Annotated in this window: 19 protein-coding genes; 4 read left to right on the top strand and 15 right to left on the bottom strand. The window is 68.9% G+C overall.

Going from position 1 to position 19,529, the window contains the following annotated elements; all coding sequences use genetic code 11:
- Positions 1-1,053 carry a M42 family metallopeptidase gene (locus ESO89_RS09095; protein ID WP_128905215.1) on the top strand — a complete coding sequence of 351 codons (1,053 nt, stop codon included), beginning with the start codon at positions 1-3 and terminating at the stop codon, positions 1,051-1,053.
- 67 nt (positions 1,054-1,120) lie between these two features.
- On the opposite strand, the gene citZ is transcribed toward ESO89_RS09095, so the two are convergent.
- From citZ to alaS, 5 genes are all read right to left on the bottom strand, one after another.
- Positions 1,121-2,269 carry a citrate synthase gene (gene citZ / locus ESO89_RS09090; RefSeq protein WP_128905214.1) on the bottom strand — a complete coding sequence of 383 codons (1,149 nt, stop codon included), beginning with the start codon at positions 2,267-2,269 and terminating at the stop codon, positions 1,121-1,123.
- A gap of 170 nt (positions 2,270-2,439) precedes the next feature.
- Positions 2,440-4,341, bottom strand: a complete 1,902-nt coding sequence (locus ESO89_RS09085; protein ID WP_128905213.1) for a PINc/VapC family ATPase — start codon at positions 4,339-4,341, stop codon at positions 2,440-2,442.
- A 141-nt stretch (positions 4,342-4,482) separates the two neighbouring features.
- The gene (locus tag ESO89_RS09080; protein ID WP_128905212.1) at positions 4,483-5,199 is read right to left on the bottom strand and encodes a type 1 glutamine amidotransferase; all 717 of its coding nucleotides are present in this window, start codon (positions 5,197-5,199) and stop codon (positions 4,483-4,485) included.
- Positions 5,200-5,328: 129 nt separating this feature from the next.
- A complete protein-coding gene (locus ESO89_RS09075; RefSeq protein ID WP_128905211.1) occupies positions 5,329-6,135 on the bottom strand; it encodes an alpha/beta fold hydrolase in 807 nt (268 codons plus the stop codon).
- Between the two features lie 19 nt (positions 6,136-6,154).
- A complete protein-coding gene (gene alaS, locus ESO89_RS09070) occupies positions 6,155-8,935 on the bottom strand; it encodes an alanine--tRNA ligase (RefSeq protein ID WP_128905210.1) in 2,781 nt (926 codons plus the stop codon).
- A 246-nt stretch (positions 8,936-9,181) separates the two neighbouring features.
- Here alaS and ESO89_RS09065 point away from each other — a divergent pair, with 246 nt between their 5' ends.
- The 3 genes from ESO89_RS09065 to ESO89_RS09055 all read left to right on the top strand — a co-directional run bounded on the left by ESO89_RS09065 (position 9,182) and on the right by ESO89_RS09055 (position 11,247).
- Positions 9,182-10,642 (top strand): sensor histidine kinase, encoded by a 1,461-nt coding sequence (locus ESO89_RS09065; protein WP_128905209.1) that lies wholly within the window; start codon positions 9,182-9,184, stop codon positions 10,640-10,642.
- Between the two features lie 96 nt (positions 10,643-10,738).
- Positions 10,739-11,017, top strand: a complete 279-nt coding sequence (srp19, locus tag ESO89_RS09060) for a signal recognition particle subunit SRP19 (RefSeq protein ID WP_128905208.1) — start codon at positions 10,739-10,741, stop codon at positions 11,015-11,017.
- Between the two features lie 2 nt (positions 11,018-11,019).
- Positions 11,020-11,247 (top strand): H/ACA ribonucleoprotein complex subunit GAR1, encoded by a 228-nt coding sequence (locus ESO89_RS09055; RefSeq protein WP_004049836.1) that lies wholly within the window; start codon positions 11,020-11,022, stop codon positions 11,245-11,247.
- A gap of 7 nt (positions 11,248-11,254) precedes the next feature.
- Here the strand turns inward: ESO89_RS09055 and ESO89_RS09050 are convergent, their stop codons facing one another.
- The 10 genes from ESO89_RS09050 to ESO89_RS09005 form a co-directional block, all read right to left on the bottom strand.
- On the bottom strand, positions 11,255-11,650 hold the full coding sequence (locus ESO89_RS09050; protein ID WP_128905207.1) for a hypothetical protein: 396 nt from the start codon (positions 11,648-11,650) through the stop codon (positions 11,255-11,257).
- Positions 11,651-11,737: 87 nt separating this feature from the next.
- Positions 11,738-13,249: an NADH-quinone oxidoreductase subunit N gene (locus ESO89_RS09045; RefSeq protein ID WP_128905206.1), complete on the bottom strand. Its 1,512-nt coding sequence runs from the start codon at positions 13,247-13,249 to the stop codon at positions 11,738-11,740.
- Complete coding sequence (locus tag ESO89_RS09040; protein ID WP_128905205.1) at positions 13,242-14,771, bottom strand: complex I subunit 4 family protein; 1,530 nt, start codon at positions 14,769-14,771, stop codon at positions 13,242-13,244. Before ESO89_RS09040 ends, ESO89_RS09045 begins: the two co-directional genes overlap by 8 nt.
- Positions 14,771-16,813: an NADH-quinone oxidoreductase subunit L gene (gene nuoL, locus ESO89_RS09035; RefSeq protein ID WP_128905204.1), complete on the bottom strand. Its 2,043-nt coding sequence runs from the start codon at positions 16,811-16,813 to the stop codon at positions 14,771-14,773. The genes ESO89_RS09040 and nuoL overlap by 1 nt, the downstream gene beginning before the upstream one ends.
- A gap of 1 nt (position 16,814) precedes the next feature.
- Positions 16,815-17,135, bottom strand: coding sequence for an NADH-quinone oxidoreductase subunit NuoK (nuoK, locus tag ESO89_RS09030; protein WP_128905203.1), 321 nt, complete (start codon positions 17,133-17,135; stop codon positions 16,815-16,817).
- The gene (locus tag ESO89_RS09025) at positions 17,132-17,491 is read right to left on the bottom strand and encodes a hypothetical protein (protein WP_128905202.1); all 360 of its coding nucleotides are present in this window, start codon (positions 17,489-17,491) and stop codon (positions 17,132-17,134) included. The genes nuoK and ESO89_RS09025 overlap by 4 nt, the downstream gene beginning before the upstream one ends.
- On the bottom strand, positions 17,488-17,754 hold the full coding sequence (locus ESO89_RS09020) for an NADH-quinone oxidoreductase subunit J (RefSeq protein WP_004049822.1): 267 nt from the start codon (positions 17,752-17,754) through the stop codon (positions 17,488-17,490). Before ESO89_RS09020 ends, ESO89_RS09025 begins: the two co-directional genes overlap by 4 nt.
- Positions 17,755-17,803: 49 nt before the next feature.
- Positions 17,804-18,265, bottom strand: a complete 462-nt coding sequence (locus tag ESO89_RS09015; protein ID WP_006113010.1) for a NuoI/complex I 23 kDa subunit family protein — start codon at positions 18,263-18,265, stop codon at positions 17,804-17,806.
- A 1-nt stretch (position 18,266) separates the two neighbouring features.
- Complete coding sequence (locus ESO89_RS09010) at positions 18,267-19,340, bottom strand: complex I subunit 1/NuoH family protein (RefSeq protein ID WP_128905201.1); 1,074 nt, start codon at positions 19,338-19,340, stop codon at positions 18,267-18,269.
- Positions 19,340-19,529, bottom strand: a 190-nt coding sequence (locus ESO89_RS09005) for an NADH-quinone oxidoreductase subunit D-related protein (RefSeq protein WP_449404942.1), incomplete at its 5' end; no start/stop codon positions are given. The genes ESO89_RS09005 and ESO89_RS09010, both read right to left, overlap by 1 nt.

The following is a 19,529-nucleotide window of genomic DNA, read 5'->3' as shown; positions in this document are numbered from 1 at the left end:
ATGTCGTTCGACTTCGACTTCGACCTGCTCCGGGAACTGACCGAGGCGCGCGGCGTCCCCGGCTACGAGGACGACGTCCGCGATATCGTCCGCCGCGAGTTCGCCGACCGCGCCGACCGCGTCCGCACCGACGCGATGGGCAACGTCGTCGCCACGATCGAGGGCGACTCGGACTACTCGGTCGCCGTCGCGGCCCACATGGACGAGATCGGGTTCATGGTCCGCCACGTCACCGACGAGGGGTTCGTCCAAGTCGACCCGCTCGGCGGGTTCGACGCCCGCGTGCTGCGCGCCCAGCGCGTCACCGTCCACGGCGAGGAGGACCTCACCGGCGTCATCGGCTCCGTTCCGCCGCACACGCTCACGGACGAGCAGACGGAGAAAGAGGACGAGGTCTCGGGCGTGTTCATCGACGTGGGACGCGACGCCGAGGAAGTGGAGGGGCTCGTCGGCGTCGGCGACCTGGTCACTCTCGACCAGACGACGACCCGCATGGGCGATCGGATCACGGGGAAGGCGCTCGACGATCGGATCTGCCTGTTCGCGGCGCTTGCGGCCGCTGAGCGGATCGACAACCCCGACGTGACGATCCACTTCGCGGCGACGGTTCAGGAGGAGGTCGGGCTCCGCGGCGCGACCGCGCTCGGCGTCGACGTCGACCCCGACCTCGCCGTCGCCTTGGACGTCACCGTCGCGAACGACGTGCCCCAGATCGGCGACGCGGCCGACGCGGTGACGGAGCTCGGCGAGGGGACCGCGATCAAGCTGAAGGACTCCTCGGTGATCACCAGCCCGAAGGTCCACCAGCGGCTCACCGCGGTCGCCGAAGAAGCGGGGATCGACCACCAGCGCGAGGTGTTGCCCGCGGGCGGTACCGACACCGCCGGGTTCCAGAACACCGCGGGTGCGAAACCCGTCGGCGCGATATCGATCCCGACGCGGTACCTCCACACCGTCACCGAGACCGCCGACGGCGACGACGTGGCCGCGACGATCGACCTACTGACGGCCTTCTTGGAGTCAGAGACCGGCGAGCACGACTACACGCTGTAGCCGGGATTCACACGCGATAGAAGAGAACGCCGTCGTCAGACCGCAGTTCTGGATCGCTGCCGACGCCTCACCGCTCGTCGACCGGAACGAACGACGAGTCCTCGGGGCCGGTGTACCGGGCCCGCGGGCGGATGAGGCGGTTGTCCTCCTGGTACTCGACGACGTGGGCGATCCAGCCGCCGGCGCGGCTCATCGCGAAGATGGGAGTGTACATGTCGACCGGGATTCCCAGCGAGTCGTAGACGGAGCCGGAGTAGAAGTCGACGTTCGGGGCGATCCCCTTCTCAAGCAGCCCCTGATCGATGAGGTACTCCTCGATCGCGGTGGTGTAGTCGAGCCACTTCGTGTCGCCCGACGACGCCGAGAGGTCGCGCAGCTTCCCTTCGAGGATCTTCGCGCGGGGGTCTTTCACCTTGTAGACGCGGTGGCCGAAGCCGGGGATGCGCCGGCCGGCCTCGCGGGCGTCCTTCACCCACTGCACGGGGTCCTTGTCGGAGGCGTCGACCTCCTGTAACACCTCCATCACGTCCTGGTTCGCGCCGCCGTGGAGGGGGCCGGAGAGCGCGCCGATCCCGCCGGTGACGCCGGAGTACACGTCGGCCATCGTCGAGCCGATCACTATCGCCGTGAACGTCGAGGCGTTGAACCCGTGGTCGGCGTGGAGCGTCAGCGCCATGTCGAACGTCTCGGCGCTCACGTCGTCGGGCTCGGTCCCAGTGAGCATGTAGAGGAAGTTCGCGGCGTGCGAGAGGTCCGGGTCGGGTGAGACCGGGTCCGCGCCCTGCCGGGCGCGCTCGAAGGCCGCGAGGATCGTCGGGATCTTCGCCGTGATCCGGCGGCCCTTCCGGAGCGTCGCGTCGAGGTCCGCGGGGTCCGCGTCCGCCTCGGGCTCGTACGCCGACAGCATGGAGACCGCGGTCCGCAGGGCGGCCATCGGGCGCTCGCCCGCGTCGGCGAGCGTCCGAACGGTGTCGAGCACGTCGTCGTCGACGCCGCGCTCGGCGGCCAGATCCGCGGCGAACTCGTCGAGTTCCTCGCGCGTCGGCAGCGAGCCGTGCCACAGGAGGTACAGCACCTCCTCGTAGCTCGCGCCGCGAGCGAGGTCCTCGATGTCGTGCCCACGGTACACGAGCTTGCCGACCTCGCCGTCGACGTAGCTCAGATCCGACTCCGCGACGAGGACGCCTTCGAGCCCGCGCTTTAACTCGTCTGACATGCAGTGACGTTCCGACCACCACCAAAAAAGCGTTATCTTTCAGGAGGAATACGCACGACGATCGACGAACACCCGCGCGTCGAACGACGGCCACGCAGTCGGCGGGTTTCCGAACACAGCGGCGGCGGACCGCGGCGATCCCGGCCGAAATCGGCGCAGAAACGCGACGATCAGCGAGCCGGCACGACCGTCACGGTGCGCTTCCGATCGATCGCGTCCTCCAGCTCCTCGGCGATCGCGGAGCCGCGGGACACCTGCACCTCACCGCCGCGGCCGACGGTGGCGGTGAAGAGATACTCGCCGTCCGCGCGCACCTCGACCGTCTCGCCGACGCCGGCGTCGACGTCGATGACGACGTGTCGGGAGGTGATCTCGGGCGTCACGACGGTGCCGCGCTCCTCGCCGACCTGCCCGCCCCGACCGTCGCCCTGTCCGTTCGCGCCGCGTCCGTCGCCGCCCGAACCTCCCCCGCGACCGCCCGGCTTCTCGTCGTGTGTGCGAACGTCGATCTCGATCCCGAGCCGGTTCTCGATGTCGCCGATGCGGCCGCCGCCCTTGCCGATGACGGTGCCGATGTCGCCCTCGGAGACGTACACCACCGCCTCGTCGTTACCCTTGAGTTCGACGTCGACGTGGCCGTGCGCGACCGACTTGATCTCGCGTTCGATCTCCTGTTTGGCGATCCGGCCGACGCCCGTCTCGCTTTTGGCCTCGCCGCCCTCCTCGTTCAGCGGGACGGTGACGACCTGCCGGTTGAACGTGTAGATCTCGTACTCCGGACGGCCCGTCTCGAAGTTCGACACCTGAATGACCGGGCGCGCGAGGTCCTCGGCGGTGAGCCCCGCGGGCACCTTCACCTCCGTCGTCACGTCGTAGACGGTGTGGACCTCGCCGGCCTCGATGTAGACGACGGTGTCGACGATCTGCGGGATCATCCCGAGCTCGACCCGGCCGACGAGCCGCTGGAGCGCGTCGATGGCGCGGGAGGCGTGGACGACGCCGACCATCCCGACGCCGGCCATCCGCATGTCCGAGAACACCTCGAAGTCGTTCGTCTTCCGGACCTCGTCGTAGATGGTGTAGTCGGGGCGGACCAAGAGGAGGGAGTCGGCCGTGTTCTCCATCTCCCCGCCGAGCGCGCCGTACTGGGTGATCTCCGGCCCGACCTGCAGGTCCCGCGGCTTCTCCATCGTCTTGACCGCGTAGTCGCTGTCGTTGAGGAACTCGGCGACCGCCTGCGCGAACGTCGACTTCCCGGCACCGGGCGACCCGGAGATGAGCACGCCGCGCTTCCGTTCCTGGAACCGCTCGCGAAGCTCGTCGGCGAACTCGTAGTCGTCGAGCGTCGTCTTCGCGATCGGTCTGACGGCCGTGATCTCGATCCCGTCCGCGAACGGGGGTCGCGCGACCGCGATCCGGTAGTTCCGGAACTGGACGATGTCCATCCCGTCGTCGGAGAGCTCGATGAACCCCTCGTTGGACTGCCGCGCCAGATCGACGACCGCGGTGGCCCACTCGTCCATCTGCGCTTCGTCCGTCTCCTCGTCGTCGATGACCTCGTACCGCATCTCGCCGAGCGCGCCGCGCTTCGCCTTCGGCTTCGTCCCCGTCTTGAGGTGGACCGACATCGTCTCGTCGGTGAAGAAGTGCTGGATCGGCAGCTCGTCGACGACGCCGCGGGCGACCGGCTCGACGTACTCGACGTCGATCCCCTTCGCGCGGGCGACCTCCGCCTGCACGACGTCGCTGGAGAGGAGCGTGGCGTCGCGGTCGGCGGCGACGTCGCGGATCAGCGCGTCCACGTCGCCCTCGTGGGCGTGCGAGCGGGCGTCGCCGTCGGCGCGCTCGCCGACGTACTCCAGCTCGATCGTCCCCTCGTCGGCGAAGTCGGCGAGCCGCTTGAGCTCGCTCAGCCCGTCCCAGCCCGATTCGAGCCCGTCGTTGGCCTGCGACTCCAGCTCGCCGACGACGGCCTCCGGGACGAGCACCGTCGCCGCCGCGTAGGTCCCGTCCTCGACGCGTTCGGACACGCGGCCGTCCACGACCGCACTGGTGTCCGGTACTACGTTCATACCCTGTTTCCGGGCGGGAACCGTATAAGCGTGTTCGACCCGTGCGGCGTTCGAATCGACGGGGGATCGTCCCGGCAAACATCCCGAGAACCGCCCCGACGACTCAGTCGCCGGCCGCCGCGACCGACTCCCGATCGGCCTTCAGTCGCCCGCCGCCGCGACCGACTCCCGGTCGGCCTTCAGCCGCCGGGCGTACGCGACGAAGTTGTCGAACAGCGGCTTCGCCTCGCAGGCGGCGTCGTACGCGTCGGGCGTGATCTCGGCCAACACCGCGTCGACGCGGGCGTCGCCGAGGCGCTCGCGTTTTCCCTCCGTGACCTCCCGCGCCGTCTCGAGGTCGTACTCGGGGTGGAACTGGACGCCCCAGCAGTGGCCGTCGCGGAACGCGTGGACGCCGTGGTCGTTCTCGGCGAGGAGGGTCGCGTTCTGCGGGAGCTCCACGACCGCGTCGCCGTGGGTCGTGAAGACGGTGAACGCCTCGTCGATCCCCGCGAACAGCTCGTCGTCGCCGCGGTGGCGCACCTCGTTGTACCCGATCTCGAACTCGTCCATTCCGGCGACGCGCCCGCCGAGCGCCTCGGCGACCACTTGGTGGCCGTAACAGACGCCGAGCACCGGGAGACCGGCGTCCGCGGCCTCGGCGACGTAGTCGACGAGCGGCGGGATCCACTCCTCGTCCCAGTAGACGGACGAGCGCGATCCGGTGACCACGACGCCGTCGAACTCGGTGTGGTCGGGGAGGTGTCCGTCGCTGGCCGAGAACTCGACGAGGTCGGCGTCGAGCTCCCGACGGAAGTTCCGGCGGGTGTTCCCGCCGTCGTGGGCAGCGTTCAGCAGGGCGAACCGGAGCCGTGTCATTGGACGCTCTGAGGCGCGACGGGGCAAAAACGGTTGCGGCGGCGGGAAGCGCTACCGGCGTCGACGAGGCGGGGGACGGCCGGCCAAGAGGCGTCCGACCGATCGGGAGACCCCGGCGGGCCGACCCGCCTACTCCGAGAAGGGATCTGCAGCGTGTTCCGCGAGCCAGCCGACGAGGGCGTCGTTGACCCCGGCGGACGCCTCCACGCCGACGAGGTGACGCGCGCCCGCGACCGCGTGGAACTCCCCGCGCGGGAGCCCCTCGGCGAGCCCCTCCGCGGCCGGTTTCGGACACGCCGTGTCCTCGGTCCCGTGGACGACGAGCGTGGGCGTGGTGAGCTCGTACAGCCGGTCCGAGAGGTCGAACCCCTCGACCGCGGCGCGGTGGGCCGCGAACGTCTCGCGGCCGGCGTCCTCGCCGAGGCGCCACTCGACGATCCGCGAGAGCACGTCGGGATGCGTCTCCCGGAACGACTCCGAGAGCAGTCCGTTCAGCGATCCCTTCACCGCCGTCGGCGTCGACGGGTCGGCCCACACGCCGGCGGAGTTGTAGGCGTCGCCCGCGGGCGGCGTCCCGATGACCGAGAGACTCGCCGGGCGCGACGAGGCGATCGCGTACGCGAGCGCGACCATCCCGCCGAGCCCGTACCCGACGAGGTGCGCGTTTCGGACCCCTTCCGCGGCACACACCGCGTCCACGTCGCTCGCGAGCTCCTCGACCGCGTACGGTCCCGGCGGCGCGTCCGATCGCCCGACGCCCCGCGTCTCCGGCGTGATCACCGTGTGCGGACCCGCGAGCGCGGCGTGTTGCCAGCCGAACTGCCACGCGCCGAGCCCCACGTCGCCGCAGAACACGACCGCCTCGTCGGGGTCGCCGGCGTCGGGGGCGTCCACCTCGTACCGGATCTCGACGCCGGCGTTGTTCGCGCGGGGCATGGGAAGCGTGCGAGAGCCGTCAGGCCTCCTGTAAGTTACGGAGCACGTCCGGCGCCGCCGCCAACGCGTCGTCGAGCGCGTCCGCGTCCGGGCCGCCCCCCTGCGCGAAGTCCGGCGGGCCGCCGCCGCCGCCGCCGACGCGGGCGGCGAGCTCCGAGACCACCTGTCCGGCGTTCATGTCGACGCCGTCGGGGACGCCGACCACGAAGCTCGCGGAGCCGTCCGCGCCGCTGCCGACGACCGCGACCTTCCCGTCGTCGACGTGGGCGTTCGCGGTCGCGCGCAGCTCGTCGGCGTCGCCGTCGAGCCGCTGAATTACCGCGGTGACGCCGCCGATATCGACCTCCTCGGCGTCGGCGCCGCCGGAGGCGCGCGCCGCCGCGAGCTCCTCTTTGAGCGACTCGACTTCCTTGCCGCGCGCCTTCCACTCCTCGAAGAACCGCTCGGCCGTCTCGGGCATGTCGAGCGGGTCGACGTCGAGCGCGTCGGCGGCGTCGTACAGCGCGTCCTCCGTGCGCTGGGTCGCCTCGATCGCCGCGCCGCCCGCGGCGAACACGATCCGCTCGACGCCGTCTTGGACGGGCTCCGTCTTCAGCACCTTCACCGCGCCGATCTCGCCGGTCCGCTCGACGTGGGTCCCGGCGCAGGCCTGCACGTCCTCGTCGCCGACGTGGATCAGACGGACGTTCGTTCCCGGCGGAACGCCGCCCTGATAGAGGTCGAAGCCGTGCTCGGCCTCCGCCTCGTTGCGGTCGGGCCACTCCTGTCTGACCGGCACGTCGTCGCGGACGAGCCCGTTGGCGACGCGCTCGATCTCCTTGACCTGCTCGCGGGTGATCCGCTCGAAGTGGCGCACGTCGAGCCGGGAGGAGTCGATTCCCTTCTGGGCGCCCGCCTGCCGGACGTGGTCGCCGAGCACCTCGCGGGCCGCGTGGCCGATCAGGTGGGTCGCCGTGTGGTGGGCGCGGAGCCGGTCGCGGCGGTCGCCGTCGACCTGCCCCGTGACGAACTCGCCCTTCCCGGGGTCGGCGTCGGTGCGGTGGAGCACGACGCCGCTTCGCTCCTGGACGTCGACCACGTCGACGGTCGTCTCGCCGGCGGTGAGCTGGCCCCGATCGGCCGGCTGCCCGCCGCCTTCGGGGTAGAACATCGTCTGGTCTAACACCACGTCGTACCCCTCCTCGCGCTCGAACACGTCGAGGACGACCGCCTCGAACTCGGTGCGGCCCTGGTCGTCGTAGAACAGCTTCTCAGTCTCGGGGAGGTCCTCGAAGCGGTCGTCGCGGTCCGCAGCCGCCTCGTCGCCCTCTTCCTCCTCGTGACGGTCAGCGACGAGCGAGTAGAAGTCGTCCGGCACGTCGACGGTCGCGCCGCGCTCGGCGGCGATGTCGGCGACCATGTCCGGCTGGATGCCGTGGGAGTCGTACAGCTCCAAGAGCGCCTCCGTCGGGATCGGTTCGCCCGTGCCGGCGTACTCGTCCGCGAGCGACTCCACCTTCCGGGAGCCGCGTTCGAGCGTCTTGCGGTACTTCCGCTCCTCGGTGCGGACGATCTCGCGGATCGTGTCGCGGTTCTCGTAGCCGAGCCGCTCGGCCTGCATGTCGACCAGCTCGTCGAGCGGGGCGTCGACCCCGACCTCGTCGACGAGCCGTTTCGTGCGTCGCAGCACCATCCGGGCGAGGTACCCCGTCCCGACGTTCGAGGGGACGATTCCGTCGCCGAACATGTACGCGAGCGTCCGCGAGTGGTCGGCGATCGCGTAGATCGATTCGAGCGGCTCGACCAGCTCGCGGAGCCGGTCGACGTCGACGTCGAGCCGGTCGGCGATCTCGCCGCGGGCAGCCTCCACGTCGTCGACGTCGTCGATGTCGAGCCGGCCGGAGAGCTTCGCCGCGCGGTGGACGAACTCCCGCTCCTCCGCCGTGCGTTCGATCCCGGCGTTTTCCTTGAGGAAGTCGATCGCGTCGGGGTAGATCGCCTCGTACACCGTCGCCGTCCCCTGACTCATCCACGTCCACCGTTCGAGCCCGTATCCGGTGTCGACGATGTACGTGTCCATGAACGAGTAGGTGTGCCCGTCCTTCATCTCGTAGTCGCCGTCGGGGTCCCGCTCCATGCACATGAAGACGAGCGTCGCCAGCTCGGCGCCCTTGTAGATGACCTCGATGGCGGGGCCGGCGTTGCCGCCCCCGACCCACGGGTCCTCGATGTAGGTGATCTCCTCCAGATCGGCGCCGAGGCTCCCGAACAGCTCGTCGCAGTACTCGACGGTCTCGTCCTTCCAGTACACCTCGCCGTGGTAGGCGTACTCGTCTTCGTCGACCTCCTCGCGCGTGTTGAACGCGTGGTGGGCCATCATCTCGAAGGCCATCGTGTGCCGGCCCGTCTTGCCGACGTTGTCGATGTCCTGCATCCGGATGCAGGGCTGTGAGACGGTGAGGGGGTTCGCCGGCGGCGGGGTCTGGCCCGACGTGACGAGCGGCTGAAAGTCGTAAATCGACGCCTGCGTCAAGAGCACGTCGTCGCGCCAGCGGTTCGCCGCGACCGGGTACGGGTCGATCCGCTCGTGGTCGTGTTCCTCGAAGAAGGAGAGGAACGCCTCCCGCATCTCGGTCAGCGAGTGGGCCTCCGGAAAGCCCGGGTCGTCGATGAAGCTGTAGTCCTCGCAGGGCGGCTCGCCGCACAGTTCGCGGTCGGCGTCGCGGGTCCAGAAGTGCGCGCCGCAGGAGGGACACTCCTTTCGCTCGAACCCCTCCTCCTCGAAGTAATCGAGGCGGTACTCCGCTTCGAGATCGCTCATTACAGGAACGTGACCCGTGTTCCGCCAAAAGGGTTCCGGGGCGCCTCGCGACCCGCTTCGGGGCCGTGCCGCGATCGCTCCGCGCTCGTTTCCCGTCCGCACCGGACGCGTGTCGTCCCTCGAACGCGCACCACTCCTCCAACGCACACCACTCCCTCGAACGCGCTCCGGCGGAACGCTCCGATTCCGGAGAGACCGACTACGGGAGGAAAATTTATCCGGACCCCAGTAGTGTCTATCTCCATAGTGACCACCGAGTCGAGCGAGCGTCCGTCCGTCCTCGTCCTCGGCGGTGACGCGGACGCGGCGGCCGAGGTGGCCGACGGGTTGGGGAGCGGCGCCGTCTCCTCCGCGTCGGCCGGCGGCGACGCGCTCGCGGCGGCGGACGTGGCCGTCGTCCTCGACGCCGAGGGGATCGACGCGGTTCGCGGCCGCGACCGGCCGTGCCGCGTGGTCGCGTTCGTCGACGGCCCGGACGCGGAGGCGGCGGCCGACCCCGTCGTCGACGCGATCGCGACCACGCCGGCGGACCTCGACGCGACGGTCCGTTGGCTCGCGGCCAGAGACGAGCCGGGGCTCGACCGCGACGGCGAGGCGTTGCGGACGGAACGGGACCACCTGCTCGCGCTGTTCTCGAACATCCCGGACTCGGCGATCGCCTACGACTACGTCGACGGCGAGCCGGTCGTTCATCGGATCAACGACGCGTTCGAAGAGACGTTCGGCTACGACGCCGACCGCGTGGTCGGCGAGTCCGTCGACGACTACATCGTCCCGCCCACCGACGAGGCCGAATCCGAGGCCACAGAGCTCAACGAGCGGCTGCAACGCGGGAAGAACGTCAGACGAGAGGTGACCCGCGAGACCGCAGACGGCCCGAGACACTTCATCCTCCACGTCGTGCCGATCCGGCTCGACGCCGAGAACGTCTCCGGATACGCCATCTACACCGACGTGACGGAGCGACGCGAGCGCGAAGCGGCACTCGAACGACAGAACGAGCGACTTGACGAGTTCGCGAGCATCGTCTCTCACGACCTCCGGAACCCGCTCTCCGTCGCAGAGGGGTACGTCACCCTCGCTCGCGAAGCCGGAGAGACGGACCACTTGGAGAAGGCGGCCGAGGCGTTGGGCCGCATGGACGAACTCGTCAGCGACCTGCTCTCGCTGGCCCGACAGGGGGAGTCTGTCGGCGAGACCGAGCCCGTCTCGGTCGAGGCCCTCGCGAGGGACGCGTGGGAGAGCGTCGACACCGACGGCGCCGAACTCGTCATCGACGGCGACGTGACGATCCATGCGAACGCAACCCGCACGCGGGAGCTGCTGGAGAACGTGTTTCGGAACAGTGTCGAGCACGGCTCGACTGGCAGTCAGGCTCCGCCCGACGACAGCGTGGAACACGGCCGGAGATCACCGAACGCGGACGGCGGCGCCGGCGGCGACGCCCCCCTCACCGTGCGCGTCGGAGAGGCGGCGTTCCGCGGCGACGAAGAGGAGACGGAGACCGGCTTTTTCGTCGAGGACGACGGTCGCGGGCTCCCCAAGGGCGAAAGCGACCGCGTGTTCGAGAGCGGGTTCACAACCGAGGAGAACGGGACCGGTCTCGGGCTCGCGATCACGAAACGGATCGCCGACGCGCACGGCTGGGAGGTACGAGCGCTCGCCGGCGAGTCCGGCGGCGCGCGATTCGAGTTCAAAACGCCGTGATCGCGGACGGCCGCGGCGGCGAGGTGATTCCGTCCCGTCGACCTTCCCCGAACCGGTCCGAAACGACCTTACGCCGCGCGCTCGCCTCTCCGGTATATGGTCGAGAACGTCGTCTATCCCGCGTACTTCGACGCCGACCGATCCCGGTCGGCGGGGCGCCGCGTCCCGATGGACCTCGCGGTCGAGGAGCCCACCGTCGACGAGATCGCGAAGGCGGTCCAGCAGGTCGGCTACGACGCGGTGATCGAACGCGAGAAAACCTACTCTCGGGAGTTCGAGCCGCGAGGCGCGGTGGTCGTCCGCGGCACCGAAGACACCGCGAAAAACGACCTCGTGCAGGCGATCGCCGCCTACCTCGGGGTTATCCGGGAGTGACGATGCGCCGCGTCGGCACCGTCGTCCGCACCGCCGGGGGGCTCGCCATCGCGCGCGCCGAAGCGGGCGCGGAGCCGCCGCGGATCGGCTCGTCCGTGGTCGACGAGTCGCTCGCGACGGTCGGGCGCGTCGTCGACGTGTTCGGCCCCGTCGACCGCCCCTACGTGGCGGTGACGCCGAGCGACGACGACCTCGCGGCGCTCGTCGGCGGGAAGCTGTACGCGCGCTGACCGCCTCCTACTCGGGCGTCGGCGCCTCGGCGGGGTCGTCAGCGTTTTCGTCCCCGTCCTCGGCTCCGTTTCCGTCCCCGTCCTCGGCTCCGTTTCCGTCCCCGTCCTCGGCTCCGTTTCCGTCCCCGTTGCTCTCCACGACGGCGAAGTCCTCGATCGTCTTCGTTGAGCGAGCGATCCGCTCTGCGACGACGAGCCTCTCGGTTCGATCGAGCCGCTCCCAGTCGATCTCCGTCGGCGGCGACTCCTCGAACGCCCGGAACTGCCGGTACACCGCCTCGTTGACGAACCGTTCGAACGACTCGCAGTTCGGGCACGTCACCGACAGGTGCGAGGTGTCGAACTCGCGGCTCACCGTGTGTTCGAGGCAGTTCAGACAGCGATAGGTCCGGGTTCTGCTCACGGTTCGACGAACGCGATGGACGCGCTAATACCTGCGGGTACCGGTGCGGAGAGCGGAGACCGAAAGCGCCGCGAGGGCGGCGACCCGCTAGAACAGCGCCGACGCCGCGGCCTCGGCGGTCTCGATGACCGGTCCGAAGCCGGGCAGGAGCAGCACCGTCGCGACCGCCGCGAAGACGACCGCGGCGTACAGCCCGGTCGGCCGCACGTCGATGGCGTCCAGCGCGCTCGACGACGCGGGGTCGTCGATGAACAGCGCCTTCACGACCCGGCTGTAGTAGTACAGCGAGACGACGCTGTTGACGGCGCCGAGCCCCGCCAGCCACAGGAAGCCGTTGTCGATGGCGCCCATGAACAGGAAGTACTTCGAGAAGAACCCGGCGAAGGGCGGCAGCCCGGCGAGCGAGAACATGAACACGGCCATCGCCGTCGAGGCGACGGGCGCGCGCCGCGCGAGCCCCGCGTAGTCCTCGAACGTCCGGCCGACGCCCCACCGCTCCGCCATCGCGACGAAGAGGAACGCGCCGGTGTTCATGAACCCGTAGACGAGCAGGTGCGCCATCGCCGCGCCCATCACGGCGCCGTTGGCGCCACCGTCCTGCGAGAGCGCCGCGACGCCGATGAGCACGTAGCCCGCGTGCCCGATGGAGGAGTACGCGAGCATGCGCTTGACCTCCTCCTGAACGGCCGCCGCGAAGTTACCGAGCGTCATCGTCACGGCCGCGAGCACGCCGAACGCCAGCACCCAGTCGATGCCGGCGGCGAGCGACGCGCCCACCGGGAACGCCTCGGTGAACAGGCGGAACGCGACCACGAAGCCGGCCGCCTTCGAGGCCGACGAGAGGAACGCGCTCACCGGCGCGGGAGCGCCCTCGTACGCCTCCGGCGCCCAGAAGTGGAACGGGACGGAGGCGGTCTTGAACGCGACGCCGCCGAGGATCATCACGATCCCGAGGCCGGCGACGCCGGCGAGCCCGTCGAGCGAGCCGATCCCGTCGGCGACGTCGGCGAACAGCAGCGAGCCGGTCGCCGCGTACACGAGCGAGATCCCGAACAGGAAGATCGCGGAGGAGAGCGCCCCGACGAGGAAGTACTTCATCCCCGCCTCGACGCTCCCGTGGTTCTGTTTGAGGTACGCGACGAGCACGTACGACGGCAGCGACACCATCTCCAGGGCGACGAAGACGACCGCGAGCGAGTTCGCGGCCGCGAGCAGCGCCATCCCGGTCGCCGCGAACACGACGAGCGAGTAGAACGCCGCCGGGCTCTCGTGGTCGTGGAAGTAGTCGTGAGCCGCGACGACGACCAGCGCCGTCACGGACGCGAAGATGGCGGTGAAGAACAGCGCCATCGTGTCCACCTTGATCGCCTCGGCGAACAGGGTGATCGCGCCGCCGGTGTCGGCGCTGCCGGTGCCGGAGACGACCAGCCAGACGCTCGCCGCGAGCGCGGCGAGCGATCCGAGCGCGCCGACGACGGCCATCGAGGTGTTCGACCGCGCGTCGGGACTGATCGTGTCGACCAGCAGCAGCGCGAGCCCGGTGAACGCCAGCACGAAGACGGGCAACAGCGCCGTCATCTGCGGAAGCGTGTTAACCATTGACGGTCACCCCCTCGACCACGGGAACGACAGCGTCACGGATCATCTCGAAGAAGATGTCCGGCGCGACGCCGAGCACGATGATCGCCACCAGAAGCACCGCGAGCGGGGCGACATCGTGGAACGGCGCGGGACCGACCTCGTAGTCGGTTTCGAGCTCGAACGGCCCGAACAGCGTACTCTGCATCGCCGACAGAAAGTAGCCGGCGACGATGACTATACCGAACATCGCGAGCGCCGTGAAGACCGGCGCGTACGGCAGCGCCGGCGCGGCGAACGAGCCCACGAAGATGAAGAACTCCCCGGCGAAGCCGGCCATCAGCGGGAGCCCCATGTACCCGAACGCACCGGCGACGAGGATGCCCACCGCGACGGGCATCCGGTCGGCCATGCCGGACATGTCGCCGACCATCCGCGTGTGCGTCGCGTTGTAGACGACGCCGACGGCCATGAACAGCAACCCCGAAATGAGACCGTGCGCGACCATCTGGAACGTCGCGCCGCCGACGCCGTACTCGGTGAACACGACCAGTCCGAGGATGACGTACCCCATCGACGAGACCGAGGAGTAGGCGACGATCCGCTTGAGGTCCTTCTGGGCCAGCGCCAACATCGCGCCGTAGATGACGCTGATGACGGCGATGGCGGCGATCGGGACCGCGAGCGCGGACGCCTGATCCGGAAGCATCGTGAAGTTGAACCGGAGCAGCGCGTACGTCCCCATCTTCAGGAGCACGCCGGCCAAAAGCACCGACACCGGCGTCGGCGCCTCGACGTGGGCGTCCGGGAGCCACGTGTGGAACGGAACGATCGGGACCTTCACCGCGAATCCGGCGAACATCGCGAGGAACGCGACCATCGCGATCCGGTCCGGCGAGATGCCGAACCACGTTCCGAGACCGCCGTCGGCGATCGCCCCCGTGATCTCCGGCAACGCGAACGAGCTCACGGAGTCGCCGAGCGCGAACGTCAGCGACATGAAGCCGATGAACATCAGCAGCGACGCCGCGTTCGTGTAGACGAAGAACTTGATCGCGGCGTACTTCCGGCGGGGACCGCCCCAGACGCCGATGAGGAAGTACATCGGCACCAGGACGGCCTCCCAGAAGACGAACCAGAGGAAGAAGTCGAGCGCGGTGAACACGCCGAGCAGGTTCGCCTCCATGAACAGCATGAGCCCGTAGAACTGGCTCTGACGGGCGTCTATCGGCGTCCACGCGCTCACGATCGCGAGCGGGACGAGGAACGTCGTGAGCACGACGAGCGGGAGGCTGATCCCGTCGACGCCGACGAACCACGATACGGTCCGACCGCCGACCTCCAGCCATTCGATCTGGGTGGCGTACGCGATGTCGCCGCCCGTGAGGGCGTTGCCGGCGCCGTCGAAGCCGGACCAGAGGTACAGCGAACCGACGAACGGGAGCAGGCTGAACGCGAACGCCAGCCGCCCCGCCCACTCGTCCGGGGCGAGCAGCACGAGGAGCGCGGCCACGAACGTGAACCCGATGAGGGCTTCGATCATCACAGGAACCACCCCCCGGTCACGCCGAGCGCGAGCAGTAAGGCGACGAGCCCCAGCGTGAGCAGCGTGGCGTACTGCGAGACCACGCCGCTCTGGAGCCGGCGGACCCGGCTTCCGCCGAAGAGGCTCACCGACGAGACGCCGTTGACGACGCCGTCGATGATCCCCTGATCGAACGTGTTCGCGCCGCCGGCGACGTCTTCGGTGCGATACGCGAGCCATACCTGCAGTTCGTCCAAGTAGTAGTTGTTGTACAGCACGTCTTTGATCCCGCCGAGCTTCGCCGTGTGCTCCGTCGGCGACGGAACGTTGTAGAGCCGCCAGGCAACGAGGAGTCCGGCCAGCGCCAAGCCGAGCGAGACGGCCGCGCCGACGAGGACTGTGCCGACCTCGCCGCCGACGAGGTACCCGCTACTGTACGGGCCGATGTCCCCGTAGTGGTGCGAGGAGAGCCCCTCGATGCCGCCCCAGTGGTTGTCGAGCCAGAGGTGGAGCAGATCGATCCCTTCCAGTCCGAGGACCTTCTGGACCGGCACCATGTTGATGAAGCCGGTGACGACGGCGAGCGCGCCCAGCACGGTCAGCGGCCCCTTCACGTTCCAGCGAACGGGTTCGGGGTCGCGTGCGGTGTCGCTGCGCGGTTCGCCGTGGAAGGTCAGGAACACCATCCGGAAGGTGTAGAAGGCGGTGACGGGCACCGCGAGCAGCCCCATCAGGTAGCCGCCGAGCAGCAGCGGGTCGTTGAGCCCGTGGACGAGCGCCTCGTAGAGAATCTCGTCTTTCGACCAGAAGCCGGCGAACGGGAAGATGCCCGCGAGCGCGAGCGACCCGGCGAGGAAGGTGTAGTACGTGACGGGCATCTTCGATTTCAGCCCGCCCATGTCCCACATGTCCTCGTTGTGGTGCATCGCGATGATCACCGCACCGGCGCCGAGGAACAGCAGGGCCTTGAAGAAGGCGTGGGTCGTCAGGTGGAAGACCGCCGCCACGTACCCGCCCGCGCCGAGCGCGAGCATCATGTACCCGTACTGCGAGATGGTGGAGTACGCGAGCACCTGCTTCAGCTCGTCTTTCACGACGCCCATCGTCGCCGCGAACAGCGCGGTGAAGCCGCCGATGAAGGCGATCACCGCGAGCGCCGTCGGCGACAGCGCGTAGAACCCGTACATGCGCGCGACGAGGTAGACGCCGGCCGCCACCATCGTCGCGGCGTGAATCAGCGCGGAGACGGGCGTCGGACCCTCCATCGCGTCGGGGAGCCACGTGTGCAGCGGGAACTGCGCGGATTTCCCGACGACACCGCCCAACACGAGCAGACCGACGACCGTCAGCCACGTCTGTAGTTCGACTCCGCCGGGCGTCCACGCGACCGATCCCTCTCCGGCGAGCGCGGCCTCGGCGAGATGCGGGAACGACTCGCTACCCGCGAACTGCGCGGTACCGAACGTCGCGAGCACCGCGACGACGCCGATCAGGAAGAAGTAGTCCCCGAACCGCGTCACGAGGAAGGCCTTCTTCGCCGCCGACGGCGGACCGGGCTCCCGGAAGTGGAAGCCGATGAGCAGGTACGAGCAGAGCCCGACCAGCTCGAAGAACATGAACGCCATCAGCAGGTTGTCGGCGACGACGAAGCCGAGCATCGAGGCCGTGAACAGGCCGAGCCCGGCGTAGTACCGTGGCAGGCCCGTCTCGCCCTCGTCGTTCATGTAGCCGAGCGAGAACACGTGAACCAGAAGCGCCACGAGCGTCACGATGACGAGCATGAGCGCCGACAGCGGGTCGATCAGGATACCGAAGGACAGCTCGACGTCCGTCGGGCCGATGCCGCCCGCGCTCGCCCACGTGTAGAGCGTGCGGTTCGCCGCCTCCCCGCCCGCCACCGTCGCGAGCACCCACAGCGAGAGCAGGAACGACCCCGCCGTCGCCGCGATGCCGCCGAAGGCGCCGCCCTTCGGAAGGTGCTTGCCGGCACCGAGGGCGATCAGGAACGAGAAGAACGGGAGGAGAACGATCGCCGGAACGTATGAGAACACGTCTATCATGTTACCACCTCATCTCCGTTGGAACGGTCACGTCGGTGACGCCGAAGTTGCGGTACAACACGAGGATGATGCCGATCCCGATCGCGACCTCCGCGGCCGCGAGCGCGATGACGAACAGCGCGAACACCTGTCCCGTGAGGTCGCCGTAGTACAGCGCGAACGCGACGAAGTTGATGTTCGCGGCGTTCATCATGAGCTCGACGCTCATCAGGAAGTACAGCGCGTCACGCCGCGTGAGCACGCCGAACAGGCCGATACAGAACAGGCCGGCGGCGAGCAGCAGGTACCACTCGGGCGGGATCGAGGAAGCGACGGCGGTCATCGCCGCTCACCTCCCTCGCGCCCGCCGTCGGTGAGCGCCTCGCCCACCGCGGCGACGATGGAGCCGTCTTTCTCGCGCTTCGCCAGATAGACCGCACCGTCGACGGCCACGTCGAGCGCGACCGCCGCGATCAGGAACGCGGCGAGGAATCCCTCTGACGGGACCGAGCCGAGCTCGTACTCGCCGAGGTTGAACAGGGCGTACCCGATGTTGTGAACGATCGACGCGTCCGCCGGGAACGCCGCCACGGCCCCGAAGTCGGCAGACAGCACCGTCAGGGCGATCACGGCGAACAGGAGCCCGACCGCGGCTGCGGGCACGAGGCGCCCGCGGCTTCCGGAGTCGCCGTCGCTCATGCGCTATTCACCTCCGTTTCCGTGTCCGATCGCGTGAGCATCACGGCGAACGTGACGAGGATCAAAACCCCGCCCACGTAGACGAGGATCTGCATGGCGGCGATGAACTCCGCCTGCAGCATCACGTAGTGCACCGCAACGCTCGTCAGGGCACCGCCCAGGAGCAGCGCGGCGTGGAACACGTCGCGCGCCAGGACGACCCCGAGGCCGAACGCCAGCGTGACCGCGGCGAACAGCCCGAACGCGATGGTAGCATAAACCATTGTGTGTGTCTCCTATGAGAGTCCCTTTGAAGATTTCGAGACGCGCCCGTTACTGGTAGTCGACCTCGCCGTCTCCCTCCCCGATCCACGCGCCGCGATCGGGGTTGCGGGACTCCAGCGGGTCGATTCCCTTGTACCACGGGACGTTCTTGAGCTGTTCTTTGTTGAACACGAAGTCGTCCTTCGTGTCCGCGGTGAACTCGAAGTTCTGCGTCAGCAGGATGGCGTCGACGGGACAGACCTCCTCGCAGAGCCGGCAATAGATGCACTGGCCGATGTGGAGGTTGTACTGCTCGCCGTTGCGCTGGTCGTCTTGGACAATCTGGATCGTGTCGTTCGGACAGACGTTCTCGCACTGCCGACACCAGATGCACCGCTCCTGACTGAACTTGTGGACGCCGCGGAAGCGCGGGCTCACCTCGGGCGCGTCCTCCGGGTATTCCACCGTGAACGTCGTCCCGTCGAGCGCGTGCTTCATCGTCGTCGCCATGGATTTCATGAGTCCGATCATGTTACGCGATCACCCCCACGATTACGGCCGTGAGCACCAGGTTCGCGAACGACAGCACCAGCATCCCCTTCCAGCCGATCTCGATCAGCTGGTCGATCCGGACGCGCGGCAGCGCGGAGCGCGCCCACTGCGTGAACAGGAAGAAGCCCCAGACCTTCACCACGAACCAGATGAAGCTGATGCTCTCCGGACCGGGACCGGACGCACCGCCGAGGAACGTCACGGCGAGGATCGCACCGCCGAGGAAGATGTGGACGAACTCGCCGAGGTAGAACAGGACGAAGTACGCCGAGGAGTACTCCGTCTGGTACCCCGCGACGATCTCCGTCGGTGCCTCGGGGATGTCGAACGGGTTCCGTCCGATCTCCGCCATGTTCGCCGTGAGGAACAGCACGAACGCGAACGGGTTCACGAACGCGTACCACGCCGGGATGTCGAATCCGCCGATCGTCACGAGCGTCTCCGTCTGCGCCCCGACGACGCCGCTTATCTGGAGCGTCCCCGCGAAGATCACGACCGACATCGCGGTGACGATGAGCGGGATCTCGTACGCGAGGTTCTGCGCGACGGCGCGGAGCCCGCCGAGCAGCGAGTACTTGTTGTTCGACGCGTAGCCGGCTATCACCAGCGACACCGAGGCGATGGAGGCGAACGCGAACACCAGCGCCAGCCCCACCTCGGGGTCGGCGAGGTGGAGGTTCAGCGGACCGATCCGTCCCATCGGGATCACGGAGAACCCGAGCATCGCCGACGCCGGCAGGAGGATCGGGGCGATGTCCCACGACGGGCGGTCGACGCCCTCGGGGACGATGAGCTCCTTCGCGAGCAGCTGAACCGCCGCCGCGGGAATGATGAGCAGGCCGAACGGCCCGATCCGGTCGACCGCGATCCGGTCGGTGAACGCCGCCGTGATCTTCCGTTTCGCCCACGGCCCGGCGACGCCGGAGAACGCGAGAATGACGTTGGCGACGACCGCCGCCCCGATCAGCGAGGCGACGACCTCGCCAAGCACGCCCGGGAGCCCGAACGTGTCGACGAGGAACTCGGGGAACAGCTGTGCGGGCGCCGTCCCCATCAGCGGTCCACCTCCCCGAGCACGATGTCCAGGCTACCGAGCGCGGCGACCACGTCGGGGACGTACTCCCCGTTCGACATCTCGGGGAGCGTCTGGAGGTTGGAGAAGCAGGGCGACCGGATCTTGAAGCGGGCGGGCTTGTCCGTGCCGTCGGCGCGGATGTAGATGCCGAGTTCGCCCTTCGCGCCC

It is taken from the genome of Halorubrum amylolyticum (assembly GCF_004114995.1).
Lineage (GTDB): Archaea > Halobacteriota > Halobacteria > Halobacteriales > Haloferacaceae > Halorubrum > Halorubrum amylolyticum.
This window is presented reverse-complemented; position numbering and strand designations above follow the sequence as displayed.